The following is a 24,817-nucleotide window of genomic DNA, read 5'->3' on the forward strand; positions in this document are numbered from 1 at the left end:
TGCCGAGACGTTGCCTTGATATCATGAAGTATAGCACAGGAGAAGTCCCGTGCTCAAATCAATCATGTTCAATTAATGATCCCGCTTCATCAAGAAATCGGCAAGCTGCAAAAGCCTCTCAGGCTTTGGAAACCCCGCTTGTACAATCGATTGCTTGGCTTTTCGGGTCAGTTCCTCCACCTTGGCTTTGGAGGCTTCGATCCCGATAAAATAAGGGTAGGTTACTTTCTGCTGTTTCACATCGCTCTGTACCGGTTTACCCAGCTTCTGTTCGTCCCCGATCAAATCCAGAATATCGTCCTGAATTTGAAAAGCGAGGCCGATGCAGGTGCCGAAATGCTCGAGCGCAGCCAGCTGTTTATCGCTTGCGCCGGCGATTCGACCGCCTGCTTTTAAGGAAAATACGATCAAATCGCTTGTTTTATGCAAATGGATATATTCCAGCTCTTCCAGCCGAGTGACCCCCTGCTCTCCCAGCATGTCCGCAGCTTGACCGCCCACCATGCCCGGAGCGCCAGCCAGACGTGAAAGATCTTCTACGATATCCGCAATCGTTTCTCCCGAAATTCCATGCTTTCTTGCCGATTGAACAATCATGTGAAAGGCATGGGTCAGCAGGGCGTCACCGGCAAGAATGGCCATCGCTTCGCCAAACACTTTATGATTCGTCAGTTTGCCGCGGCGGTAATCGTCGTCATCCATTGCCGGCAAATCGTCGTGAATCAGAGAATACGTGTGAATCATCTCAACGGCCAAAGCCGCCGGCATGGCGGCAGTCGAATCGGCGTCAAGCGCTTCCGCTGCCGCGAGCACAAGAATCGGACGAAGCCGCTTGCCCCCGGCCATCAAGGAATACATCATCGCTTCGCGCAAAGGAGCAGGGATGCTCCACTGGGAAGGAATCGATGTCTTCAGCTCTTGCTCGATAAGCAGTACTTTTTCTTTAATATACGTGTCTATCCCGTTTAGCGGTTCAATCATCGGGTATCCCCTTTATCGCCTTCGTCCGCTTGAAACGGCTTTTTGACCATGCCGCCATCTTGCTCAAGCAGGACCTCGATTTTCCTTTCCACCTGTTCCAGCTTGCTGCTGCACAATTGCGACAGCTTCATCCCTTCCTGGAACAGCTCGATCGCTTGCTCCAGCGGAACGTCTCCGCTCTCCAGCTGTGCCACAATGCGCTCAAGCTGATCCATGGCTTGCTCAAAGCTAGGCATCGCTTCCTGATTTGTCATCGACTTTCTCCTCCATTGACCAAACATGACAATCGATACGGCCGTCCTTCAGCCTAAGCTTCAAAATATCACCGATTTGGACCTGGTCTATCGATTTAATCAAATGCTTTTCCTTCTCATCATACACTAAACTGTAGCCGCGCTGCATGATTTTCAAAGGGCTGAGCGCGTCGAGCTGACGAATGCCGGCCATCAGTTCCTGCTGCTTTCCCTTCAGCACACCCTGCATGGCCTGCCGCAGCTGCCGGGTTGAGGAATCCAGGCGCTTGCGCGTATAAACGATTTGCTCCTTCGGATTGAAAGATGCCAGCCGGCGTTCGGAACGCATCAGACGTTCCCCCGATTTCGTCACCCGGCTGCGGATCTTGTAGCCGAGCTGCTCCCGAACCCGGTCGAGCCTCTCTGCCGGCTGCTGCAGCAGCTGCCGTCTGGGGTTCGTCAAATAGGGCGAACGCTGCAGCCGCTTAAGCTTTTCTTTGCTGCGTTCGAGCTGTTTGGCCAGCCCCCCGTAAAGCTGCTGCTTATAAAAGCCGATCTGCTGCATGAGTTCCAAATGATGCGGCACGGCAAGCTCGGCAGCGGCCGTGGGTGTCGCCGCCCGCAGGTCGGCTGCAAAGTCGGCGATCGTGAAGTCGGTCTCATGCCCTACGGCAGAGATGACCGGCAGCACCGAGGCATGGATGGCCCGCGCAACGATTTCCTCATTAAATGCCCATAGCTCCTCCAGGGACCCCCCACCGCGGCCGACAATCAAAACATCCACTTCGTTCATTTCATTCATGTCCCGGATGGCTTTCACGATCGATGGGGCCGCCTGCTTTCCCTGGACCAATACAGGATATAAGAGAACAGGCACGGACGGATGGCGGCGCTGCAGCGTGGTGATAATGTCGCGAACCGCTGCTCCGGTTGGAGACGTGATGACACCGATCGCCTTCGGAAATCGGGGGATAGGCTTCTTTGCGGCCGGAGCGAACAACCCTTCGGCTTCCAGCTTTTTCTTCAGCTGCTCGAAAGCCATAAACAGGCTGCCGATCCCGTCCGGCTGCATTTGCGTAACGTAAAACTGATACTGCCCGTCCCGTTCGTAAACCGAGATGTTTCCGCAGGCAAGCACTTTGGCGCCTTCCCTCGGAATAAAAGCAAGCTTCTGATTATACGAAGCGAACATAATACATTTTAACCGGCTGTCTGCATCCTTTAGCGAAAAATACATATGCCCGCTGGTATGATGCGTAAAGTTGGAGATTTCTCCCCTGACCCATACGTTCTGCAGACGGTCATTCCCCTCAAGCAACATTTTGACAAGCCGGTTCAAATCCTTGATGGAATAAACTTGTTTATCCTTCATAACGGATCACAAAGCGGCATGCGCGCCTGCCGCCCGCTGTGCCGCTTCAAGCGTATTGCGAAGAAGAATGGTAATCGTCATCGGCCCGACGCATCCCGGAACAGGCGTCACGTAGCTTGCCGTATCCAGCACATCGTCAAAATCAACGTCTCCCGCCAGCTTTCCGTTGTCGAGCCGGTTAATGCCCACGTCGATCACGACAGCGCCCGGTTTGATATGGCTGCGGTTGATCATTTTGGCTTTGCCGACCGCCGCCACAAGGATATCCGCCTGACGTGTAATCTCCTCCAAATTCTTTGTGCGCGAATGGCAAAGGGTGACGGTTGCGTTCTCCCTGAGCAGAAGGATCGCCATCGGCTTGCCGACGATATTGCTCCGGCCTACAACGACAGCATGCTTGCCGGCGATATCTACGCCGATCTTCTTCAAAATCTCGATGACGCCTGCAGGCGTACAAGGAGCCGGTCCTTCTTTACCGATCATCAGGTTGCCGACATTGACCGGATGAAAGCAGTCGACGTCCTTCTCCACTGCGATCGCTTCCACTACACGTTCTTCCGAAATGTGCTTCGGCAAAGGCGATTGTACAAGGATACCGTGAATAGCGGAATCCTCGTTCAGTCTGGCAATCAAAGCGAGCACTTCCGCCTCAGGCGTTTGTTCGGCAAGCTTGTACACCTCGGAGTGCATTCCCGCTTCTTCGCAGGCTTTCGCTTTATTGCGGACGTACACGTGCGATGCCGGATCGTCTCCAACGATGACCACGGCCAGCCCCGGGCGAACGCCCTGCTGTACAAGCCGTTCAACCTGCTCTTTGATTTGCGCGCGATAAGCGCTCACGATCTCTTTACCATTAATTACTTGTGCGGACATGTAAGCCGTTCCCCTTTCCATTTTTCAGACCTTCGGCGTCTGTTCCCGAAGCTTCTCCAAATCCTTGATCATCTTACCGAGCACGCCATTGACGAATTTCCCCGATTCCTCCGTCCCGAAATTCTTGGCCATCTCGATTGCCTCGTTCACGACTACCTTCGGCGGCACGTCTTCCTTGTAAATCATTTCGTACGCGGCGAGCCTCAATATTTCACGATCAACCCTGGACAGCCTGTCCATTTGCCAGCCTTTTAAATAATCCGACAGCAAGCTGTCGATTTGCTGCTTATGCTGTGTGGTGCCTTCCACAAGCTCCTGCACTTCCGCCGGCGATATTTGATCGCGCTCCCGTGTCAGCTGCGCTTCATCTTCTCCTCTTGCCTCTTCAACGACATGAGCGATGGCGTCACCGGATGTGACTTCGTTCATCTCGATTTGATACAGACTTTGCAGCGCAAGCTCCCTTGCCAATCTTCGTCTCATTAACCAATAAAACCTCCTGTTGGTCACTTAAAGGATCATTAAAAAAATCCTCAGGCTATCCCAAGGATTTTAGCGGAACAATCTCCATTTGTCCATTAGCCAGCGCCAAGTGTCTTCTATGGGAAATACCGGCTCGTTCCGGTCCAGCTTTTTCCCTATATAATAACCAGTATATACGATCAAGACAAAGATTAACATACGCCACAAGCCAAAGAACAAATATATTATCCCCAAGACGCCTCCGGCAAGGACGCCAAAGGTTTTGCCCCTGTGCTTTTCCCGCAGCTGTTCCCATATTTGCATCCACATCCGGGAAGCTCACCTCTATTCCACTCGACTTTTGAAGGTGGGGGACGATTGCTGGATATTCGCTACAAACACAGTCACATGTGCAACCGGAATACCCGTAATGTCTTCAATGTGATTCTTGACATTGCCCTGAATCTCTTCCGTCAGCGCCGGAATGGAGCTTTCGCCGTCAACAATGACGCGGATCACAAACTCAAGCCCCGCTTGATTGACTTTGACACGCGAACGCAAATCCTTCACGCCCCGGGTGCGGCCCGCCGCTTTAAGCGCCAGATTCTCCACCGTATCGAGCGATATGCGGATATCCCCGAAATCGGTTCTCTGATCTATCGAAGGTACATCCGACTTCCCCCGCCGAACCGCCAGATAAAGAAAACGGATACTGATCAGAAAAACCGCTATGGTAACCGGGATGAATATGACCGCCGTGTCCATATCATAATATATGTCGTGGACAAAATTTTCCGCAGCGGTTAAAGGAATGAGTCCGAAGGCTAAGAACAATAGGACGACGGAGGCAATAAATATAATGCCGCTGAAAAGCAGCAGCAGCAGTCTGTCGAGCACTTTTACCACGTATTCCGACTCCTTCCGAAAATATGGCGGAAACCCCCAGACGATAGGTTTGGGGGTTCAACCGGGCTTCATGTTTATTTCACGCGTTGCGGAGATGTTTCGACCTCTTCGGCTTTGTCTGCGCCCTTGAAGATAACGTCATGAATATGAACGTTGACCTGCACTACGCTAAGTCCTGTCATCGACTCGATTGCCTGCTTCACATTCGCCTGCACGCCGCTTGCCACCTCGGGAATTTTCGATCCGAATTCGATGACAATGGACACGTCAATGGCCGCTTCACGCTGTCCCACTTCGACCTTTACGCCTTTGGATACGTTCTTCCGTCCGAGAAGCTCGGCGATCCCGCCGGCGAATCCCCCGCTCATTCCCGCAACACCGGGAACTTCTACAGCAGCCATACCGGCAATGATTTCAATCACCTCGGGAGCGATTTGAATCGTGCCCATCTCGGTCTTCTCATAATCCGCAGCCAGTGTACTCATTGGATAGGTCCTCCTCCAAGTTTTTGCTAAGCAAAAACGGCTTCAAAAAACATTCATGTTCATTCTGTTTTCCGGTAAAGCGACTATCTTATAGCCGCTCTAACCTTGTCTTATTGTATACTATACCATCCCGGCAAAAATATGACAATGAATTGTAAATCAGGAATTCGGGTCATTTACATCATGTTCTTCCAAAAATTTAATATCGAAGTCGCCGGCCAGAAACTTCTTATGCTCCAGCAGCTTCAAATGGAAAGGTATCGTCGAGTGGATTCCTTCGATCGCAAATTCCGATAACGCCCGTTTCATTCGCTGCACAGCCTCGTTCCGATCCGCTCCCCAGACGATCAGCTTGGCGATCATGGAATCGTAATGCGGGGAGATCGTATACCCCGGATAAGCGGCGCTGTCCACCCGAACCCCAAAGCCGCCCGGAGGCAAATAAAATTGAATTTGGCCTGCCGAAGGCATGAAATTCCGCTCGGGATCCTCCGCATTAATCCGGCATTCGATGGCCCAGCCGTTGATCTTCACGTCTTCCTGGGTGAAGGACAGCGGCACCCCTTCCGCTACACGGATCATTTCTTTAATAATATCGATGCCGGTAATCAGCTCCGTGACCGGATGCTCTACCTGAATGCGCGTATTCATTTCCATAAAATAAAACTGTCCGTCGGCGCCCAGCAAAAATTCAAGCGTACCTGCACCGGAGTAGTTCACGGCCTTAGCCGCGCGTACGGCCGCTTCTCCCATCCGTTCGCGGATTTCCGGCGTAAGAATCGGGCATGGCGCTTCCTCGACCAGCTTCTGGCGGCGGCGCTGCACGGAGCAGTCCCGCTCGCCCAGATGCACAACATTGCCGTGCTTGTCCGCCAGTATCTGTATCTCGACATGCTTCATGCCTGTCAAGTATTTCTCCAGATAGACGCCGGCATTGCCAAAAGCATTCTGAGCTTCCTGCTGTGCGGTGGTAATCTGTTGAATCAGCATTTCCTCGTTCTCTGCCAGACGAATCCCCTTGCCTCCGCCGCCTGCCGTTGCTTTAATGATGACAGGATAGCCGATTTCCCGGCAGATCCGGATTGCCTCGTCCATATCTTCCACAAGCCCGTCGGAGCCGGGAATAACCGGAACGCCCGCATCCTTCATCGTCTGCTTCGCCACAGACTTGTCGCCCATTCTGCTAATCGCATCGGGAGACGGTCCGATAAACGTGATGTTGCAGCTTTCGCAGATTTCCGCGAAGTCCGCATTCTCCGCCAAGAAGCCGTAGCCCGGGTGAATGGCATCCGTTTCCGTAAGCGTAGCCACGCTCATCAGATTCGTATAGTTCAGATAACTGTCTTTGGAAAGCGTCGGTCCGATGCAATAGGCTTCATCCGCCAAACGGACATGAAGCGATTCCCGGTCGGCTTCGGAATATACCGCGACCGTGGAAATGCCGAGCTCACGGCAGGCGCGAATAATCCGAACGGCGATTTCACCACGGTTGGCAATCAAGATTTTTTGAAACTTCAATGGTGTTCTCCTCCTACTTACTCCGGTTTCACCAGGAATAAAGGCTGACCGTATTCGACCAACTGGCCGTTTTCTACCAGCACTTCGACAATTTCACCTTTAACCTCGGCTTCAATCTCGTTCATCAGCTTCATCGCTTCGAGGATGCAGACAACCGTCTTCTCCTTCACTTTGCTGCCTTTCGAAACAAACGGCGCCGCTCCCGGAGAAGGAGCTTCATAGAATGTGCCTACCATCGGGGAAACGATTGTATGTAAGCCGGCATCGGCTGCGGCAGGCTTCTCGGCTGCCGGTGCAGCGGGCGCAGGAGCGGTCTGCTGAACGGCTGCTGGCGCATAAGCTTGCACAGCAGGCGCGGCAGCAACGACGACCTGCTCGGTTTTATTCGGTTTCCGAATCAAAAGGCGGGAGCCTTCGTTTTCAATTTCCAGCTCTTGTAAAGAGGTTTGATCCACTAGCTTAATCAGTTCTTTGATTTCGCTTAACTTAAACAAATAGGTTCACTCCTTTGGCGTCTTGTTCCAACCGGCGTCAATATACTGCGGCAGCGGTCGGAACGAAAGGTGAAACAAACGACGTTGTTATTATATCACAATCTTCCGGCAAGGAAAGAGTTTCTTGGGACTTGCCCATGAAGCTGGGAACAACGCCGCCTGATTCACTTGTACCGCATGGATAACACGGTCGGGAAGAGCAGCCGGGCTTCGAAGGGTATAGATGAAACAAGAGTCCCTTCGCGGGGACTCTTGTTTCATCTGCTTGGCACATTTGGATTAAGGCTTGTATTGTATGGCGATGTGATCCGGGATGATGCCAAGCTCCTTCATTACCTGATCGGCAATACTGACGGCTTGGCTTCTTTCCAGCTTGTTCGCTTGCACCGTTACCTTCCATCTCTCGCCTTCCTGGGTAATCACCGCTTGCGGATACTCCTTCATAAGGTTCTCTTCCAAGGATGTGATCTTCGTTTCAATGTCCTGGAGCTTTTGCAGTTCCGTCTGCGCTTTTGCGGCGGCTTCCTGCGTCTGCTTGGTGTCGGCCAGAATGGTCATCAGCGACTCCACCTGTTTGGACAGCGCTTCGTCGCGCTTCATTTGCAGATTCACAAAATAATCGGAACCCGAGGTCGCTTGAGCCTGGATTTGTTCCAGCACTCTGGCGTTTTGGTCGCCGGCTGCCGCTTCATTCTTGGATACGGGCTGAGCAGTCGTCGGGTCAGCGCCGGATTCCGGCTTTTCTGTGGATGGCGTTTCGGTGCTCGTGCTGCTCGATTTCGGATCGGTCTCGGTCTTCGTCCCTTCTTCGGCTCCGGGCTGCTGATCGCTCTGCTTCGGCGCCGTTTGTCCATTGGCTGCGCCCTGCGGCAGGCCATCCAATTGGCCCGCGTTGATAATCACTTCTTTGGATTGCGTTGAGCTGGCCGTATTCAACTCCAGTTGGCTAACGTCTTCCGTGAACAAATAGTAGGCTGACAGGACTACCATCAAGCTGAGCATGGATACGAGCCAAATCGTTTGTCTTTTAGAGTTCATCAGTATTCCTCCTTAAGTGAGTTTATCGTTTTATCACTGCTTCCTGCGAACGCGAATTATTGTTTCCGCGGAAGAATGGATATCCGGTGCGGAGGGACGCCAAGGCCGCGTTCCACAGCCTCGGATATCATCTTTTTCACTGTTAAATTTTCCGCCCCTTTGGCCACGACCAGCACGCCGCGGATTTTAGGTTTGATCGTTTTGGTTACGAGGGGCTTTTTGCCGCCCGACACCTCGTAAAGAACGACTTCCCCTTTGCGTGAAATATCGGTAATATGCCTTTTGGCTCCCTGTTGATCCTGTTCATTGGTGATCTGCTGCGTTTCCTGGGTATTGCGTTCAACCGTGACCTCCTCGGTCGATTCAATCGTGACAAGAACCTCCACCTCGCCTACCCCGACGATTTTGGTTAAAATCTCCCTGAGCTGGGACTGATAGGCTTCCTCAAATTCGCGGAAGGGACTGGACTCCTTGCCGCTTGATCCGAAGACAGGCTGCGTTTGATCCGCTGGAGAAGCGCGACCCTCACCGATGGGATCCACCTCTTTTACCGTAATGAATGAGTTCAGTATCATGAAGGCGGCTCCGACCAGCCCCATCAGCAGCAGCCAGCGGAGGGTCTGGATTCGTTTGGGTCCGCCCGGTCCGCCGCTAAAAAGGCTGAACGGCCATCTGGGTTTCCCGTCGTTGTCTCCCATCGATTCACCTCCTTGAGGATAGTCCCATCCGGATCTGGATTTGCTCTCCGGACAGCTGCCAGTCCTGCTCCAGCATCAGCAAAATTTGCGTTTGTTTCTGCAGCGCCTCCGGCGGGAGACGATCCTCTTGCACTTCATCCGAGGCCCACGCCGGATTTGAATCCTTCCTGTCTTCCCCGATTTCAATCGGGGCGATGTCAACCGGTTCCACCGGCCTGACAGGCCCGCTGCTGCCGACCGCCTGGTATCGGCCTTGCTGTGATGTGTTCTCGGTTGAAGGTACAAAGTCCAGGGACAACGCCACGCTCCGAATGACCGCTTGACCATTCTCATCCTGCCTGGTATCGACCTGCACGCTTTGTACCTGTACTCCCGCCGTTTGTTCAATTTTGCGCTTGATCAAATCGGCAACCTGGTTTTGCACAATCCGTTGGGATTGCTCCTCCCGCCTTAACCGCAGCGTCTCCGCTCTCTGCTGTATGGCGGGGAGCGACTCCATACGGTCCGTACCGTTACCGCTCTGCCACTTCCAGGCGGCATCCTGTTTGAACAGGGCCGATCCAAGCTTTTGATCTATCTGGCTGCTGTTATCTATTAAGGATAAAATGGGATGAAGCAGCGTCATCAGAAGAAACAGGGAAATCACCGTTTTGACATACCTCTGCATCGATTGATTCGGCAGCAGCAAGTCGACGAAAGTCGCGAGCAGAATCACGAGTATGACCGATTTAAGCCAATCGCTCAGGAAGTCCATAGCGGGATCCCCCTTCCCGTTCGGAGGATTATCGCATCATCACGGATACGTTCCCCGCCGCAATCAGGATTGTAATCGCCAAGAAAAACATGAGCCCTACCGCTGCCAGAGCAGCAAATACGTAAATCAAACTTTTCCCGATGGTTGCCAGACATGCGGTCATCGGATGATCGCCTAACGGCTGCATGACCGCCGCGGAAAGATTATATATGAAGGCAAGCGCAATAATTTTCAGTGCAGGAAACGCACAAAGTACCAGAATAATCACGACCCCCGACAAGCCTACCGCATTTTTGACCAGGAGCGACGCGCCGATAACCGTTTCCGAAGCATCGGAGAACAGCCTGCCTACTACCGGCACAAAATTGCCCGCAATATATTTGGCCGTACGGATCGTCACTCCATCCACAATCGCTCCCGCGCCCCCTTGAACCGATACCACCCCGAGAAAAACGGTTACGAATATCCCCAAACAGCCCAAACTGATATTTCGTAATAAATTCGCAAGCTGCGTTACTTTATATTTGTCCGACAGCGCGCTTACGATATGAAGCACTGCCGAAAAAAACAACAGGGGAAAAACGAAAAAATAAATCACCGTCCCTATGGCATAAACCATGAATACAATCAGCGGATGCAGCACGGATACCGATACGACATTCCCCATGGAGGCCAGCAGCGTCAGAAGCAGCGGAACTACGGCAATCATAAAGTGGGTCATTTCCGAAATGGCGGATTTGGCGTAACCAATCGCCAGGTTAAAGCTGTTCACCGCCATAATCATCAAAACCAGAAATGATATGGCGTACGCGATTTTGCTTACGTTGTTTTTCTCAAAGGAGCTCTGGAGCGTTTCCAACAGCATGCTGAAAACCGATAGGATCACGATGGATGCAAGCAGTTTGCCGCCATAAATCAGCTCGTGAAAAAAGTACCGCAAAAGCCCGGAGAAAATCGAACCGGGGCTGATCTCTTTGGCCCCGAGCAGCAAATCCATAAACGAAGGCGCCGCGGCATCGGGAAAATACCCGCCGTACTGCCGCATCAAGCGGCCCCAGAACTGCTCCACCTGATCGAGCGGCAGCCGCTCCGCTTGCTCGCGAATCAACTCCTCTACCGGCGTCGCTGCGTATGCGGTCATTCCGCAGCCCCCCGGCTTCCAGCAGCTTAAAGCATTCCCTCCGTCAAGCAGCAGCGCCGTGATCACAGCGATCCAGAGGAGCAGGAGCTCCGGGCGCCGATCCCTGCTTTTTCCACCGCCGGGATAGCGGCCTGTCTCAAGCGACATACGTTTTTTTAGATGCAGCATAGCTTCATCTCCTGGTTCGCTTCGCCTCTCCAGTGTGCCGCAATGGTTTAAGCGGGAAGCAGCTTGACCACGGTTTCGATGATGACCGACACGATCGGGATGGCCATCACCATAATGAGGATTTTGCCGGAGAGTTCAATCTTGGAGGCAATCGCCTCCTGCCCCGCGTCTCTGACGACCTGCGCCCCGAACTCCGCGATATAGGCGATGCCGATGATTTTCAGAATGGTCTTGAGGAATATCAGGTTGATTTCGGCTTTGTTCGCCAGTTCCTCCAGCACCCCGATGACTGTCGATATTTTACCGATTAAAAATAAGAAGATCGTAATCCCCGTGAAGGCGGTGAGCAAAAAGGCAAACATTGGCTTCTGCTCTTTGATGACCAGCACAAGAACCGTCGTGATCAACCCGAGTCCCACCACTTGTATGATCTCCACAGGCATCCCCCCCTCTTATTGAAAGAGGAAAATTGTCTTGATTTCATTAAACAGGCTGTCTAACAACCGGACGACCATAAACAGCACCACGACAAAGCCGATAACGGTTACCCAATGGGCCATATCTTCTTTGCCCATTTGCTTGAGCACGGTATGAATCATGGCGATAATGATGCCGATGCCGGCAATCTGGAATATCGCGTTTACATCTACGTTCATTGGCGGCACCTCACCTAATACATCAAGATGACGACGAGCAGCCCCATCAGCAGTCCCAGGCTTTTCCACATCCGTTCATACCGCTGCTGTTCCTCGCGGGCGCAGTCCGCTTCACCTTGAAGTTGATTGACGGCCAATTTGAGATGCTTAACCTGGTCTTCTCTGTCGGTCAGCCCCAGGGTAGAGCCGAGCTGCAGCAGCACTTCCTTCTCATTTGGCTTCATGGAGGTATTTCTCCAGCCGGCAGTCAACGTCTGTTCCCAAATGGTTTGGACGGAACGCCCGTCCGGTTTCACCAGCTCAGCCGCCGTGTCCAGAAACAAGGATCCCACCGGATGGGTCCCCGCTCGCCCGGTTTGTCTGAGCGCTTCCGGCAGCGGAGTGAAGCCGTACACGATTTCCGTCTCCAGCCGCTGCAAAAGCCGGATCAGCTCGGAGATTTGCTTAGGCCTGCGCGATAATTGGGATGCCTGATAAAAACCCAGGAGAGTGCCTGCCAGCAGAATCAACATGGCGCCCAAGAGCTTCAGCATCCTGGACTCCTTCTTTCGCTCGCGCTCATAAGGTCATCCCCCCTCTCAAGGCAAGCCTGTCATCCATCCGTTTACCAATTTGATCAAACACCGACGTATTCGGTCCCGGAGGAGCGGCAGCCCCCGTCCTGCGGTGCAAAACGACGAACCGGTCAAAGACTTCGGCTTCAAGCAGCTCCCGCAGGATCGGACGTCGCTTCGCATCTTCGATATCCCGTCCATGCGCAGTCGCTACAATGCTGATTCCCGCATGAAGCGCTTCATGAATGGCGGCTGCATCTTCAGCCCGTCCGATTTCATCGGCGATCAGCACTTCCGGAGACATGGAACGGATCATCATCATCATGCCCTCGGCCTTCGGACAGCCGTCGAGTACATCGGTTCGGGGACCGACGTCGAAGGTCGGCACGCCTTTCACGCAGGCTGCGATCTCGGAGCGTTCGTCCACGATGCCGACCTTGAAGCTCCTGTAAGACCTTCCCGATTCGTTGACCTTGCCGCCTGAGCTGAGAAGCCGGGCCAAATCGCGGATGAATGTGGTCTTTCCTTGCTGCGGCGGAGAAATGACCAGTGTTCGATAAACACTCCCGTCTCTTGGCTCCAGCAGGAACGGCAACGCCCCTGCCGCCGCCTTTTTCCATTCCCGGGCAAGCCGAATGTTAAACCCGCTGATGTCCTTTATATATTTCACTTTGCCCTGCTCGACCACCGTCCGGCCGGAGAGACCTATCCGATGCCCGCCGGCTACGGTAATGAATCCCCGCTTCAGCTCTTCCTCAAACGTATACATAGAATGCTGGGTCAAGAGCTCCAGCAGCGTTGCACAATCTTTGTGGGTCGCCCGGTATGCTTGCTCGGGATTCGGGCTCAAGCCGCCTTTTTCGGCAACAAAACCATGTCCCGTGCTCCATATGACTTCAAGCGGACGCGACTCGCGAATGCGGATTTCTTGCAATTCGGCTTGAATTCGCGTTGGTAGAGTTAATAGAATCTGCCGCACAGGGGCAGAAAAAAACGGTAGAACCGATCCGATCAAAGTACATTCCTCCCACATTCGACGGTTACGGCGGCGCTCTATTGCCCGTCATCAGCATTGCGACGGTTACCGCGCTTCTACCGGCGTCAGTCTGTCCAACTTCTACAATCATGTGTATGCCTTACCTAGTGAAATATGACAGATTACTTTTTTAAGATTCCGATAAAAATGCAGCTGACCCCCGCCATCACCCATAGCATTTTGCCTGCCGAAAGCTTATCCGCCAGCCCGACCAGCCCAATCGTCGTTGTTGTCAGAAGTACGAATGGCCCTACGAGCGCCAGCCCCGAGTTCACGAGCAGCGCTTTCTCAATCTGGTTAAATCGAAGCATGAGCAGGGCCGCAGCAATTTCGATACCTCCTGAAACGATTCGGATCATGGCCATACTGAACACAATCTTGTTCAACATCGACGTTTCACCTCATCCCTTGGTCTCTATACCCATCCTATGCAGGCTCGTCTTATTTTAGGAATACTGGGCACACCCCCAACTGAAAATGCATATGATGACACAGTAATCCAAGACTAACCTACAGCGAGGCGATAACAAGATGGAGGTATCAATACCGCTGCAGTGGAATGCACTGCTCAGTGATCCGACCGGACGCCGGACGCCTAAACCGCGGCAATCGGGAAAAACCATGGTGATCGACAAAGGACTGGGGCTTTATGCCTTAGAAGATCTGTTGCAAACGGCAGGCGACTATATCGACATGCTGAAAATCGGCTTCGGCACCTCGCCGCTTTATATGGCGGATTTTCTCAAGAAAAAAATAGAGATGGCCAAAGCACATGACATTACCATATATCCAGGCGGTACGTTCCTGGAAGTTGCAATACGACAGGACGAGACAGACCATTTTTTTCAGATGGCAAAATATTTGGGGTTTAACGGGTTGGAAATATCGGACGGAACGATCGAAATGTCGCGCAGCCTGCGCAGCGAACTGATTTGCCGCGGCCTGAACGAGGGCTTTATGGTCATTACCGAATACGGCAAAAAAGGCTGGGGTTCATCTATTGAGATCGAAGAGCTGATCCAAACGGTAACGATCGATTCGCAGCTGGGCGCCAGTCTGATTACGATTGAAGGAAGAGAATCGGGCAAAGGCGTAGGCATTTATGACGCAAACGGAGCATGTATAGATGAAGAAATAGAGCGGGTGTTAAACCGGGTTCCCAGCACCGACCTGCTGCTATGGGAAGCACCGCAAAAGGAGCAGCAGGTACATCTGCTGCAAATGCTGGGCACGGATATCCACCTCGGCAACATTGTTCCCGGAGATATCATTTCGTTAGAGGCTCTGCGGCGGGGGCTTAGGTCGGATACGCTGCTTTTGGCTGATGTTTCCAGACAGGAGTCCTATCAAAGCTTCAATTGGCAAATCTAGAGGGGAGGCTGGGCAAAGGAATGAATGTGCAGGTCATCGCCAGCGTGGGCGAAGCGCGAACGGATGAGCTTCAGAACAAAACAGTGATCGTCATCGATGTACTGCGGGCCACGTCCACGATGCTGACGGCGCTCACGAACGGCAGCAGGTCCGTCGTACCCACCGAAACGGTAGCGCAGGCCAAAAGCCTGCAGCGTCCGGGGGACTTGCTGGGAGGCGAACGCAGCTGCAAGAAAATACCCGGCTTTGACTTCGGCAATTCTCCGTTCGAATATGCTCCCGAAGCCGTCAAAGGGAAGAACATCATCATGACGACGACAAACGGAACCAGGGCAGTGCAAAAATCACATAAAGCGGCGCATATTTTGGCAGGCTCCTTACTGAATGCGTCCAGCTGCGCGGTCAAGGCGCTGCAGCTGCAGAAGGAGATTGCCCTGCTGTGCGCGGGGACTCACGACGTATTCAGTCTGGAGGACGGACTGTGCGCAGGATTGCTGGCCGACGAACTGGTCCGGCTCACCGGCGGAGGCTGCGAGGTGAACGACCTGGGTCTGGCCATGATGCATGCATACCGCCAAACGCACGACCGGCTCCCGGAGACGATTCTGTCATGCTCGAACGGCAAACGTCTGATCCGGCTCGGATATAAAGAAGATGTTCTTTACTGCAGTCAGGTCAACCGGATTCAAGCCGTCCCGCAATTCCATGACGGAGCTATGGTGATTTGAAAGCTGCAGGAGAGTTCTGCGCAATGGCAGTGAGAAAATGGGGAGAAGCAGTGAGCAATCATGTCCTAAGCGGCAGCGGGAAGCCGCCGTTCTGCATATCGGCGGCCTCACCGTATGGAATCCCGCGACCGGTTTTGTATGGTTAATAAACAGAAAAATGCTTCGTTCTAATTCGGTTGACCCCTCATACATATAAAGTGATACCAAATGGACAAGGGGCTTAACCATGAACGGAGAGATACTGCTTGTTGCACTGATTATCATCGGGCTGATTGGCCGTTCCCATATTATTACGACTGCCGCCTGTGTGCTCTTGATCGTGAAGCTGATCAGCCTTGAACGGTATTTGCCCACCATCGAACGAAGAGGGCTCGAACTGGGGCTGCTCTTTTTGACGATGGGAGTTCTGGTCCCCTTTGCCAGTGAGAAAATTTCCATCAAGGACGTCTCTTCCATGTTTACCACTTGGCCCGGAATACTGGCCTTACTGGGTGGAGCCATCGCCACGTATATGAATGGCAAGGGGCTTGAGCTATTAAAATTAGACCCACAAATGATTGTGGGTCTGGTCATTGGTTCGATATTTGGAATTATTTTCCTCAGGGGCATACCCGTCGGTCCATTGATGGCCGCCGGCATTACCGCTTTTTTGCTTAGAGCGTTTACTTTCTTATTTGATAAAATCCGCTAGCTTATCTTCTTTCCGACGGTCCGCCGACAAATACGGTTTGATCCGTATCCAGGCCATATGCCGTGTGCAGAGCTTGAACCACTTCGTTCAAACGGCCATTCTCGATAACGCAGGATGTCTTGATTTCGGACGTGCTGACCAGCAGGATGCTGATACCGAGCTCCGAGATTACTTCGAACATCTTGGCGGCGACGCCCGGCGTACTGACCATGCCTGCCCCCACGATGGACACTTTCACCAAATTCGTCTCGGAGGTCACTTCACGGAAGCCCACGGAAGAGCGAATGCCTGCAATAACCTGCAGCGCTTTTTCCAAGTCGGACGAGGATACGGTAAAGGAGAAATCCGCAAGTCCGTTAATCACACCGCTTTGCACGATAATGTCCACATCGATCTGTTCCTTGGCCAAAGCCGTGAACACCTGGGCCAACTGTCCTGGTTTTTCTTCCACACCCAGAATGCTGATTCTCGCTACATTTTTATCGTATGCAATGCCGCGTACCACGATGCCTTGTTCCATCGCCGCTTCCTCCTTCACTTGCGTACCTTCGTTATGATTGAAGCTGGATCTGACAACCAGCTTTACATTATAGTTCTTTGCGTATTCAACCGCTCTGGGATGCAGTACCGCCGCTCCGAGATTGGCGAGCTCCAGCATCTCATCGTACGAAATTTCGTTTAACTTGCGCGCACATTTGACGATGCGCGGGTCCGTCGAATAAACGCCGTCCACGTCGGTGAAAATTTCACACACATCCGCCTGAATCGCTGCGGCAAGCGCAACGGCCGTCGTATCCGACCCGCCTCGCCCAAGCGTCGTGATCTCCCCTTCTGCGCTCATACCCTGGAAGCCCGCAACAATGACGATCTTGCCTTCTTCCAGCGCTTTAAGCACACGCTGCGGCTGAATATCGGTAATCCGGGCTTTGCCGTGGAGCGCATCCGTGTACATCCCCGCCTGCCATCCGGTGAAGGAAACAGCCGATGCTCCCAGACTATGTATCGCCATGGACAATAAAGCAATCGAAACCTGCTCCCCGGTCGTCAGCAGCATATCCATCTCACGCGCAGGAGGGGTTCCTGTGTAAATTTGTTTGGACAAGTCAATTAAATCATCGGTGGTATCTCCCATCGCCGAAACGACAACCACGCACTGATGACCCTCGCGCTGTCTCTCTACTACGCGGTTGGCCACACGTTTCATTCTTTCCGCATCGCCAACGGAGCTGCCGCCGAACTTCATAACTATCAGAGACAAAACTGCTCACTCCCTACACAAACATTTGCATAACTAATGAGACATTATATCACAAGCCCTGTGTCTCTTGAAACAGAAAAATGAGGAAGCTTCAGACGGACCATCGTTTATTGTCTGATTCTTCGTTGCTTCCAGTGGTGGAGTGCCGGCTTGATGAGAAAGGCATAGAGCAGTACACAACCGATAAAGGTAATCATATAAGCCCACCCCGGAACCTTCACGGCTGTACCGAACGATACGGTCCGATGATGCACCTCTACGGATTCATAGGTACTGATGATATCGGGAACATAGAGCATCGTCATCACATAACCGGAAATGATCTGAACGGTAAATAACAAAAGATGAACCACCGCGGCAAATATCAATCCGTTTCTTATCGTTTTTACCATCTCGCTCCTCCATTCTACAGGCGACTCATCGCCTCCCGTCTACCGGCTTCTTCCCACCGGTTTCTCCAGGGAGTACAACTCGTCTTCCAGCGCCGACATCCTCTCCAGCAACGTTCGTCTGGCATCCCCAATGGCATGGTTGTATACCGGGGGTCCTACCAGTCCGATCATAAAATCAATCAACTGCTCGGCCTCCAGATTTCCGATCGATTCGGTTCTTTCTTTTTCAAAATATTGCTGAACGCGCCACACCATTTGTTCTTTTTGCTCTTTGGAAATCTTTAGAGGGATCATTCGGCCCGCCCCTTTCCTTTGGCATCTCCCGGCAAAATGACACAAAAAAAAGAATGCCAGAATGCGGTCGCAGCTCTTTTTCTTCTCTTTTCCGAGTTCCAAACCAGCTTGCCTCCGAAATAAATGACCGGATTTCACTTGTTATATATATACATTTTTAGAAAAGACCCAATCCCCCGATCAATGTAATTCATAAGATGACAATATGTTATAGCGAAAGGAGGCTGTCATCAATGAGCTTCGCAAGAGGTTTTACTTCTATTGGCGTGATTCTCGTCCTTTTCATTCTTCTCGTTATCGTTTCGACTGCATGGTTCATCTAATATGATCCATCGACCTGCGCTCGGGCTTACAGCTCGGGCGTTTGGTTTGCGAATGATCAGGCCTGATCATTCGCAGAACGGGTATCCCCTAACGGAAGACCGCGCTGCATTAACAACGCATGGGACAGCAGAGCCGTTGCACATCCTAAAGCGCCGATCATAATAAAACCCTGCCGCAAGGTCAATAAATCTCCGGCTACCCCCATGACTAGCGGACCTGCAAACATCCCCAAGCCATAGATGGCCTGATAAAACCCCATCGCTGTAGCCCTTCTTCCCGCATCCATATGCTTTATGCTGAGAGCCATCAATACGGGCGCTGTGAGTCCACGGCCAATCCCCGCAAGACATTGGGTAACCATCAGCATCCACAAGGTTGAAGAAAACGGTATAAGAATTGTAAAGATTCCGGAAAAGATGAAGCCGATGATGATGATATGGTTTTCACCCAGTTTCCGGGCTACATATCTGCCCCCTACCAGGGACGCTATCGCCATAGGAAACGTGGAAAAGAACGTCAGCAGTCCCATATCGAGCTTCGTCGCTCCGATCGACTGGGCATATACGGGAGTAAATCCAAAAACCGTAGCGAATGTCAGCAATTGAAAAAGGACAGCCAGAAAAGAGACGGTCAACATCCTCCTGTCGCTGCCTACCTCCAGCATGCCTTTGAAGGTCATGGGCTGTGTGCTTTTCTTAGGGGTTTCTACAAGAAAGAAAGCACCCGCAAGCCCCAGAGCGCCTGCGGCGGCACCGATAAGAAAAGAAGATTCCCAGCCATACCTATCCGCGAACCACCCGCCGCAGAGAATGCCGAACATTTGACCGAGCGAGTTGTAAAATGAAATCGTTCCGATCGCTTGCGTCGTCTCTTCCTGACGGTAGTAGCTGGCAAACAAAACCGTAAAGTCTACCCACGTCGCCGCAGCCGCGCCTGCCGCGGCCCTGAGCAGGAGAATCCACGACAGTTCCTGCGTAACCAGAATCCCGACACCGGATAAAACCGAAAAAAACAAGCCAAATACAATAAACCATTTGTGCTTGTGATAACGGTCCGAGACCACGCCCACCGGTATCCGCAGAAGCATTTGACTCAATCCGTACATGCCGACAATCAGTCCGGCCATTTTATAAGAGGCGCCCAGATATTCAACGTATGCGGTCAAGATCGGCACACAAGTATACATCGAAAACCAGAACATCAACGTGACCGTACAAAACAGCGGTATCCTATAGTTTCGCACTTCAGGCGTATCATTCATCCCCGGTCTCTCCCCGTTTTCACTTCATTCATCCACCCCGCTTTAATGCACACGTTCACTGTTTATCATAACCGATTTCAGGAAGATTCTGAAGCACTAAATTCTGCAATGCTCCGCACCGGAATCATCATTCCAACAGGGTGCCGTGATATAAAAACAGGTTGATTTTTCAAGATCTTATGGTTATTATTGGTATGACAGTTGAATAACAACGGGAGCTTGGGAGTTGCCAGGCTGAGAGGACAGCCGATTGCTGTCGACCGTAAAACCTGATCTGGGTAATGCCAGCGGAGGAAAAGTCCTAGCCTTTGTGTATTCAAAGACCGCTTCTTTCCCGTTGCGGTCTTTTTGGTTTGCATCGAAGGGTTTCTCCGCTTGATCACATTCATTCTGAGGAGGAATTGAAATGGCAAGCGAAATCAAAGAAAAAGAAGCAGCCCCTCATCTTTCGTCTTTTCCGGGGAGCAAGAAGGTGTATGTGCAGGGTTCGCGGGAGGATATTAAAGTACCTATGCGGGAAATTAGCCTAACCCCGACAACCAGCGGCGGCAATGTACAAGAGAACCCGCCTGTCAGGGTATATGATTGCAGCGGTCCATACACAGACGGCAGCATCCAAACCGATATTCGCTCGGGACTTCCGCTTAACCGCCGGAATTGGATATTGGAGCGCGGCGATGTTGAAGAATATGCGGGAAGAGCGGTCAAGCCGGAGGACAACGGATATTCAAAAGAAGAATCCGTCAAGCGGGAAGAACGATTTCCGGGATTGCAGCGCAAACCGTTACGAGCCAAAAGCGGAGCGAATGTAACGCAGATGCATTATGCCAGAAAAGGAATCATTACGCCCGAAATGGAATATATCGCCATACGCGAGAACGTCTCCCCGGAATTTGTCCGCAGCGAAGTCGCACGAGGCCGGGCGATAATTCCGTGCAACATCAATCACCCGGAAAGCGAGCCGATGATTATCGGCAGTAAATTTTTAGTCAAAATCAATGCCAATATCGGCAATTCGGCTGTCGCTTCGTCGATTGAAGAAGAAGTCGAAAAAATGAGATGGGCGACCCGCTGGGGCGCAGATACCATCATGGACCTGTCCACAGGCAAACATATTCATACCACTCGTGAATGGATCATTCGCAACTCCCCCGTGCCCATCGGTACCGTCCCTCTTTATCAGGCCTTGGAAAAAGTCGGCGGTAAAGCGGAGGATCTGACTTGGGAAATTTATCGGGATACCCTGATCGAACAAGCCGAACAAGGCGTCGACTACTTTACCATTCATGCCGGTGTGCTGTTACGCTATGTTCCTTTGACGGCGAAGCGGGTTACGGGAATCGTATCCCGCGGCGGTTCCATCATGGCGGCGTGGTGTTTGGCGCATCATCAGGAAAATTTCCTTTATACTCATTTTGAAGAAATTTGTGAAATCATGAAAACCTATGACGTCGCTTTCTCCCTTGGTGATGGATTGCGCCCGGGATGCATTGCGGATGCCAATGATGAAGCTCAATTTGCCGAATTGGAGACGCTTGGCGAGCTGACCCGAATCGCATGGAAGCATGATGTTCAGGTCATGATTGAAGGACCCGGCCACGTTCCTATGCACATGATTAAAGAAAATGTGGATCGTCAGGTTGAAGTATGCCAGGAAGCCCCGTTCTATACCTTAGGCCCTCTTACGACAGACATAGCCCCGGGGTACGACCATATCACTTCAGCTATCGGCGCAGCCATGATCGGCTGGTTCGGTACCGCCATGCTTTGTTATGTAACTCCGAAAGAGCATCTGGGTCTTCCGAACAAGAATGATGTTCGCGAAGGCGTCATCGCGTACAAAATCGCAGCCCACGCGGCGGATTTGGCCAAAGGCCATCCCGGAGCCCAGGAAAGGGATAACGCCTTATCCAAGGCGCGTTTTGAGTTCCGTTGGAGAGATCAATTTCATTTGTCGCTGGACCCCGAAAGAGCTATGGAATACCATGACGAGACGCTTCCAGCGGAAGGCGCCAAGACGGCTCATTTCTGCTCGATGTGCGGCCCCAAGTTCTGCAGCATGAGAATTACACAGGACATTCGCGAGTATGCCAAACAGCAGGGGCTCGAGGAACAGCGGGCCATCGAAAAAGGCATGGAGGAAAAATCCAGAGAGTTTAAAGAAGCCGGCAGCGTCATTTATAAATAATAAAGCCATGGGGAACGGCAGCTTTACAGCTCCTTCTTTTTCCAATGAAAAGACCAACGAAATCAACGTTGGTCTTTTCATCATGATTTACATTTGCTTTGCAGGCTGTGCCGCTCTCAGCTCTTCGATCGTTCTGGCTGCCGACACTTGCTGCGGATCGATGCGAACCTCGATCAGCGCAGGCTTTGAAGAAGCCAGCGCCCGCTGCAGCGCAGGTACAAAATCTTCATTCTTTTCTACAAGCTCTCCGTGTCCGCCCATATTCGTCATGATTTGCGCAAAGTTCGGATTCGATAATTCCGTTGCAATCACACGCTTTGGAAAATGCTTCTCTTGATGCATACGGATCGTACCGTACATGTTATTATTAGCGACGATCGCCAGGACAGGGATTTTGCAGCGTACAGCCGTCTCCAGCTCCTGCACCGTCATCATAAACCCGCCATCTCCGGCATAAGCCACAACGGTTTTCTCCGGTTGGGCCACCTTGGCTCCAATGGCTGCCGGAAGGGCATACCCCATCGCACCGGAAGTCGGCCCCACAAAAGTCCCTTCCTCCTGAAACCGGTAATGTTTGGCCATCCATCCGTAGAAATTACCTGCATCTGAAGTGAATATGGTGTCGGAGGGAAGGTGATTCATCAGATCGCCCATGATCCCTTCCAAATTCACATAATGCTGACCAGAAGTGACGCGAACCTCGGAATATTGTTCATATTTCTCCCGCTGTTCCTGTATATAAGCCTCACGCTCTTTGCTTTGCCCTGATTCGCCCAGCTCCGCAAGCAAGTCAAGCATAAAATTTTTCGTATCAGCTACAATCCCGAGTGCCGGCCGGTATACTTTGTTCAATTCATCCGGTGAAATATCGACATGTATCAGCTTGGTCCCGGAGGTCAACAGCGTATAGTTCTGTGTCGTTATTTGGGAGAAACGGGTCCCCAGGGCAAGAACGACATCCGCTTCCCTTATGCACTCCACCAGATACGGCGCGGCACCCACTCCCAATTGCCCGATGTAGTACGGATGCTGATTTGGAAACGCGTCAAAGCGGCGAAATGCCGTTGCCACCGGAACTTGCAATTTTTCGGCCAGTTCCACTAATTCTTTCGCAGATTTGGTGCTCGTTACTCCGCCCCCGGCGATAATCACCGGACGCTTGGCATGCCGCAGGATTTCTTTGGCTTTGGCCACGGCTTGGCGATCCGGACGCGGATGGGATAACATCTCGGATTCTTGAAAAACCATTTCAGCCGTTTCATCCAGGACGTCCTGAGGTAAGGAGATCAGAACCGGGCCCGGTCTGCCGGATCTGGCCATATGAAAAGCCCTGTGGACCAATTCCGGGACCCGGCGGGCATCGTTGAGCTCCACTGTCCATTTGACCAAATGCCTGAAATAATCCGCCAGATCGATCTCCTGGAATCCTTCCCGTCCTCTAAACGAGCTTTCCACCTGTCCGATGAACGCGACCATGGGCGTGGAGTCTTGATGAGCGGTGTGCAAGCCGATGGATAAATTAGTTGCACCCGGCCCGCGTGTAGCGAAGCATACCCCTACCTTGCCGCTGGCCTTCGCATAGCCCTCAGCCATGAATGAAACCCCGCCTTCATGACGGCCGGAAATCAATTCAATCCGAGGTGTTTCGTACAAAACGTTTAATACGCTCAAATAGCTCTCGCCGGGTATGCAAAACGCCTTCTCGACGCCCTCCCTCAATAGAACCTCTACGATAGCTTTGGCAGCGGTCATGTGTGTCATAACTTTACTCCTCTCTTGTTTGATGTTGCTTGATCAAGTACTCAATGGCATTTTTTCTGGATGAAACAATATGTTCTTTCATTCTCATTTCGACCTTATCCGGATCTCTTTCCAGAAAAGCCTCAATAATGGCTACATGCTCAGGGATCGAGACATTATGCTTCTCATTAACGGATGAGGTGATAGCAAATATTCTATGATTATGGTCGTAAATGTTGCCCATGATATTATGGATAAAGGTGTTAGGGTACGAATAGATGATTTGATTGTGCAGCTCTTTATCCAAATCAATATAATAGGCTTTGCGTTCTTCGGGTGTCATCCCTTCGGGCGGTTCAACCAAGCGTTGCTTCATGTTTAACAGCCAATCCTCCGGAAGCTTGCGGCACACGCTTTTAGCTACGAAGGGTTCGATCAATTCCCGCATTTCATATACTTCATTGAGTAATTCTACGGTAACGCCGGAAACGATGATCCCTTTGCGGGGATAAATATATACCAGCTTCTCTTGCTCCAATTTTTGCAGCGCTTCTCTGATCGGAGTGCGGCTGATGTTAAGCTCTTCCTGCAGCCGATCCTCGGAAATGTCGGATAGCGCTTTCAATTCGCCGCTTAAAATTTTGCCCTTGATGATCCGGTAGGCCAAATCGGTTTTTCCTTGTTTCATTCCATCACCCTTTTTATACTCTATAGATGTATTTATAATATTTAATTGATATATCAGAATTATATTTATCATAATCCCAATAACTTACAGTGTCAATAGGAAATCAGACAAAAAAAACCACGCATACACGTGGGCCGATTTATGATTCATCGTTAAGACTGAAACTGCCTTTATCTATTAAAAATGAACATGCTCACTATGACTACTATTAATATGATTGCCAGCACAATAAAAAATGATTTGAAAAATCCCGCTATAAATTCCATGATTTCAGAGCCCGATTTCCATTCCAGTTTAACCCATAGCGCAATTAATGTAATGAACATGACCGTGACAGCAAAACGCAGTACTGTGAAAATATACTCTCTTAAAGGGATAACCCGATACTCAAAAAATCCCTTGCCATTATTTATCGTTTCCGTATCAGGGTAGATCAGTATGCCTAGTAACAGGCCTATAATCAGACTATATACTGCTCCTTTGACCAGTGTTCTCTCCATCGTTATCCTCCAT

General features: G+C 51.5%; 31 protein-coding genes and 1 riboswitch. Of the genes, 5 read left to right on the forward strand and 26 right to left on the reverse strand.

Translation table 11 applies throughout. The features are described from left to right. Positions 1-72 precede the first annotated feature (72 nt). From IJ22_RS11685 to IJ22_RS11775, 19 genes are all read right to left on the reverse strand, one after another. Positions 73-978: a polyprenyl synthetase family protein gene (locus IJ22_RS11685; RefSeq protein ID WP_418007118.1), complete on the reverse strand. Its 906-nt coding sequence runs from the start codon at positions 976-978 to the stop codon at positions 73-75. Next, positions 978-1,235, reverse strand: a complete 258-nt coding sequence (gene xseB / locus IJ22_RS11690; RefSeq protein ID WP_054817759.1) for an exodeoxyribonuclease VII small subunit — start codon at positions 1,233-1,235, stop codon at positions 978-980. Before xseB ends, IJ22_RS11685 begins: the two co-directional genes overlap by 1 nt. Next, a complete protein-coding gene (gene xseA, locus IJ22_RS11695; protein WP_062408933.1) occupies positions 1,210-2,586 on the reverse strand; it encodes an exodeoxyribonuclease VII large subunit in 1,377 nt (458 codons plus the stop codon). Before xseA ends, xseB begins: the two co-directional genes overlap by 26 nt. Positions 2,587-2,592: 6 nt before the next feature. Continuing rightward, on the reverse strand, positions 2,593-3,459 hold the full coding sequence (gene folD / locus IJ22_RS11700; RefSeq protein WP_062410961.1) for a bifunctional methylenetetrahydrofolate dehydrogenase/methenyltetrahydrofolate cyclohydrolase FolD: 867 nt from the start codon (positions 3,457-3,459) through the stop codon (positions 2,593-2,595). A gap of 24 nt (positions 3,460-3,483) precedes the next feature. After that, complete coding sequence (nusB, locus tag IJ22_RS11705) at positions 3,484-3,942, reverse strand: transcription antitermination factor NusB (protein WP_054817758.1); 459 nt, start codon at positions 3,940-3,942, stop codon at positions 3,484-3,486. A gap of 69 nt (positions 3,943-4,011) precedes the next feature. After that, the gene (locus IJ22_RS11710) at positions 4,012-4,251 is read right to left on the reverse strand and encodes a DUF2273 domain-containing protein (RefSeq protein ID WP_062408934.1); all 240 of its coding nucleotides are present in this window, start codon (positions 4,249-4,251) and stop codon (positions 4,012-4,014) included. 15 nt (positions 4,252-4,266) lie between these two features. Further along, positions 4,267-4,827, reverse strand: coding sequence for an alkaline shock response membrane anchor protein AmaP (gene amaP, locus IJ22_RS11715; RefSeq protein WP_054817756.1), 561 nt, complete (start codon positions 4,825-4,827; stop codon positions 4,267-4,269). A gap of 74 nt (positions 4,828-4,901) precedes the next feature. Further along, a complete protein-coding gene (locus IJ22_RS11720) occupies positions 4,902-5,312 on the reverse strand; it encodes an Asp23/Gls24 family envelope stress response protein (RefSeq protein WP_054817755.1) in 411 nt (136 codons plus the stop codon). Positions 5,313-5,471: 159 nt separating this feature from the next. Then, positions 5,472-6,830 (reverse strand): acetyl-CoA carboxylase biotin carboxylase subunit, encoded by a 1,359-nt coding sequence (accC, locus tag IJ22_RS11725; RefSeq protein WP_062408935.1) that lies wholly within the window; start codon positions 6,828-6,830, stop codon positions 5,472-5,474. A gap of 17 nt (positions 6,831-6,847) precedes the next feature. Further along, a complete protein-coding gene (gene accB / locus IJ22_RS11730; protein WP_054817754.1) occupies positions 6,848-7,324 on the reverse strand; it encodes an acetyl-CoA carboxylase biotin carboxyl carrier protein in 477 nt (158 codons plus the stop codon). Between the two features lie 279 nt (positions 7,325-7,603). Continuing rightward, positions 7,604-8,362: a SpoIIIAH-like family protein gene (locus IJ22_RS11735; RefSeq protein WP_062408936.1), complete on the reverse strand. Its 759-nt coding sequence runs from the start codon at positions 8,360-8,362 to the stop codon at positions 7,604-7,606. A gap of 56 nt (positions 8,363-8,418) precedes the next feature. Continuing rightward, on the reverse strand, positions 8,419-9,060 hold the full coding sequence (gene spoIIIAG / locus IJ22_RS11740) for a stage III sporulation protein AG (protein WP_062408937.1): 642 nt from the start codon (positions 9,058-9,060) through the stop codon (positions 8,419-8,421). A 4-nt stretch (positions 9,061-9,064) separates the two neighbouring features. Further along, positions 9,065-9,814: a stage III sporulation protein AF gene (gene spoIIIAF / locus IJ22_RS11745; RefSeq protein WP_062408938.1), complete on the reverse strand. Its 750-nt coding sequence runs from the start codon at positions 9,812-9,814 to the stop codon at positions 9,065-9,067. Positions 9,815-9,842: 28 nt separating this feature from the next. Further along, positions 9,843-11,123 carry a stage III sporulation protein AE gene (gene spoIIIAE / locus IJ22_RS11750; protein WP_062408939.1) on the reverse strand — a complete coding sequence of 427 codons (1,281 nt, stop codon included), beginning with the start codon at positions 11,121-11,123 and terminating at the stop codon, positions 9,843-9,845. Positions 11,124-11,170: 47 nt separating this feature from the next. Beyond that, positions 11,171-11,560 carry a stage III sporulation protein AD gene (gene spoIIIAD / locus IJ22_RS11755; RefSeq protein WP_062410962.1) on the reverse strand — a complete coding sequence of 130 codons (390 nt, stop codon included), beginning with the start codon at positions 11,558-11,560 and terminating at the stop codon, positions 11,171-11,173. Positions 11,561-11,575: 15 nt separating this feature from the next. Next, complete coding sequence (gene spoIIIAC, locus IJ22_RS11760; protein WP_054817751.1) at positions 11,576-11,779, reverse strand: stage III sporulation protein AC; 204 nt, start codon at positions 11,777-11,779, stop codon at positions 11,576-11,578. Between the two features lie 14 nt (positions 11,780-11,793). Continuing rightward, positions 11,794-12,312: a stage III sporulation protein SpoIIIAB gene (gene spoIIIAB / locus IJ22_RS11765; RefSeq protein WP_062408940.1), complete on the reverse strand. Its 519-nt coding sequence runs from the start codon at positions 12,310-12,312 to the stop codon at positions 11,794-11,796. Between the two features lie 25 nt (positions 12,313-12,337). Next, positions 12,338-13,348: a stage III sporulation protein AA gene (gene spoIIIAA, locus IJ22_RS11770; protein WP_062408941.1), complete on the reverse strand. Its 1,011-nt coding sequence runs from the start codon at positions 13,346-13,348 to the stop codon at positions 12,338-12,340. A gap of 143 nt (positions 13,349-13,491) precedes the next feature. Next, the gene (locus IJ22_RS11775; RefSeq protein ID WP_062408942.1) at positions 13,492-13,758 is read right to left on the reverse strand and encodes a YqhV family protein; all 267 of its coding nucleotides are present in this window, start codon (positions 13,756-13,758) and stop codon (positions 13,492-13,494) included. A 142-nt stretch (positions 13,759-13,900) separates the two neighbouring features. Here IJ22_RS11775 and comA point away from each other — a divergent pair, with 142 nt between their 5' ends. The 3 genes from comA to IJ22_RS11790 all read left to right on the forward strand — a co-directional run bounded on the left by comA (position 13,901) and on the right by IJ22_RS11790 (position 16,159). Beyond that, complete coding sequence (gene comA / locus IJ22_RS11780) at positions 13,901-14,740, forward strand: phosphosulfolactate synthase (RefSeq protein ID WP_062408943.1); 840 nt, start codon at positions 13,901-13,903, stop codon at positions 14,738-14,740. A gap of 20 nt (positions 14,741-14,760) precedes the next feature. Then, positions 14,761-15,468 (forward strand): 2-phosphosulfolactate phosphatase, encoded by a 708-nt coding sequence (locus tag IJ22_RS11785; protein ID WP_054817749.1) that lies wholly within the window; start codon positions 14,761-14,763, stop codon positions 15,466-15,468. Positions 15,469-15,694: 226 nt separating this feature from the next. Next, the gene (locus IJ22_RS11790; protein ID WP_054817748.1) at positions 15,695-16,159 is read left to right on the forward strand and encodes a DUF441 domain-containing protein; all 465 of its coding nucleotides are present in this window, start codon (positions 15,695-15,697) and stop codon (positions 16,157-16,159) included. Between the two features lies 1 nt (position 16,160). On the opposite strand, the gene IJ22_RS11795 is transcribed toward IJ22_RS11790, so the two are convergent. From IJ22_RS11795 to IJ22_RS11805, 3 genes are all read right to left on the reverse strand, one after another. Next, positions 16,161-17,417, reverse strand: coding sequence for an aspartate kinase (locus tag IJ22_RS11795; RefSeq protein ID WP_062408944.1), 1,257 nt, complete (start codon positions 17,415-17,417; stop codon positions 16,161-16,163). Between the two features lie 107 nt (positions 17,418-17,524). Then, positions 17,525-17,809, reverse strand: a complete 285-nt coding sequence (locus IJ22_RS11800; RefSeq protein ID WP_062408945.1) for a hypothetical protein — start codon at positions 17,807-17,809, stop codon at positions 17,525-17,527. A gap of 39 nt (positions 17,810-17,848) precedes the next feature. After that, a complete protein-coding gene (locus IJ22_RS11805) occupies positions 17,849-18,205 on the reverse strand; it encodes a DUF2164 domain-containing protein (RefSeq protein ID WP_335338487.1) in 357 nt (118 codons plus the stop codon). A 131-nt stretch (positions 18,206-18,336) separates the two neighbouring features. Between IJ22_RS11805 and IJ22_RS25730 the strand changes: the two genes are divergently transcribed. After that, positions 18,337-18,426 (forward strand): sporulation protein YjcZ, encoded by a 90-nt coding sequence (locus IJ22_RS25730; protein ID WP_074726773.1) that lies wholly within the window; start codon positions 18,337-18,339, stop codon positions 18,424-18,426. Between the two features lie 56 nt (positions 18,427-18,482). Here the strand turns inward: IJ22_RS25730 and IJ22_RS11810 are convergent, their stop codons facing one another. Then, positions 18,483-19,688 carry an MFS transporter gene (locus IJ22_RS11810; protein WP_062408946.1) on the reverse strand — a complete coding sequence of 402 codons (1,206 nt, stop codon included), beginning with the start codon at positions 19,686-19,688 and terminating at the stop codon, positions 18,483-18,485. Positions 19,689-19,889: 201 nt separating this feature from the next. Beyond that, a riboswitch (TPP riboswitch) is annotated at positions 19,890-20,002 on the forward strand. A 92-nt stretch (positions 20,003-20,094) separates the two neighbouring features. Between IJ22_RS11810 and thiC the strand changes: the two genes are divergently transcribed. Then, complete coding sequence (thiC, locus tag IJ22_RS11815) at positions 20,095-21,876, forward strand: phosphomethylpyrimidine synthase ThiC (RefSeq protein ID WP_062408947.1); 1,782 nt, start codon at positions 20,095-20,097, stop codon at positions 21,874-21,876. Positions 21,877-21,963: 87 nt separating this feature from the next. Here thiC and IJ22_RS11820 read toward each other — a convergent pair whose 3' ends face one another. The 3 genes from IJ22_RS11820 to IJ22_RS11830 all read right to left on the reverse strand — a co-directional run bounded on the left by IJ22_RS11820 (position 21,964) and on the right by IJ22_RS11830 (position 24,804). Then, the gene (locus tag IJ22_RS11820; protein WP_062408948.1) at positions 21,964-23,637 is read right to left on the reverse strand and encodes a thiamine pyrophosphate-dependent enzyme; all 1,674 of its coding nucleotides are present in this window, start codon (positions 23,635-23,637) and stop codon (positions 21,964-21,966) included. A gap of 4 nt (positions 23,638-23,641) precedes the next feature. Then, positions 23,642-24,304, reverse strand: a complete 663-nt coding sequence (locus tag IJ22_RS11825) for a GntR family transcriptional regulator (protein ID WP_062408949.1) — start codon at positions 24,302-24,304, stop codon at positions 23,642-23,644. A 170-nt stretch (positions 24,305-24,474) separates the two neighbouring features. Next, positions 24,475-24,804, reverse strand: a complete 330-nt coding sequence (locus IJ22_RS11830) for a hypothetical protein (RefSeq protein WP_062408950.1) — start codon at positions 24,802-24,804, stop codon at positions 24,475-24,477. Positions 24,805-24,817: the final 13 nt, after the last annotated feature.

It is taken from the genome of Paenibacillus naphthalenovorans, from assembly GCF_001465255.1.
In the GTDB taxonomy this organism is placed as follows: domain Bacteria; phylum Bacillota; class Bacilli; order Paenibacillales; family NBRC-103111; genus Paenibacillus_G; species Paenibacillus_G naphthalenovorans.